The organism is Lacticaseibacillus zeae DSM 20178 = KCTC 3804, from assembly GCF_000260435.1.
Classification (GTDB): Bacteria; Bacillota; Bacilli; order Lactobacillales; family Lactobacillaceae; genus Lacticaseibacillus; species Lacticaseibacillus zeae.
Map to the genome: position 1 here is coordinate 1 of NZ_BACQ01000105.1, position 225 is coordinate 225.

Annotated in this window: 1 protein-coding gene; it reads right to left on the minus strand. The window is 55.1% G+C overall.

Going from position 1 to position 225, the window contains the following annotated elements; genetic code table 11:
- Positions 1-225, minus strand: a 225-nt coding sequence (locus GSO_RS18025) for a hypothetical protein (protein WP_044113095.1), incomplete at both ends; no start/stop codon positions are given.

The window sequence follows — 225 nt, forward strand, 5'->3', positions numbered from 1 at the left end:
GGCACTGGATGCAGCACTCGCGGCGCTGTTTGCGGTACTTGCTGCACTGCTTGCAACTGAATCCGCGCTTGAAGCAATGCTTGCCTGATTGCTTGCATCACTTGCAGCAGACGAAGCAGTAGATGATTCGCTGCTTGCCTTGCTTGCTGCGCTGCTTGCTTGGCTTGCGGCACTGGATGCGGTGCTTGCATCAGACTTGATCCCACTATCACTTGGGTAGTTGGA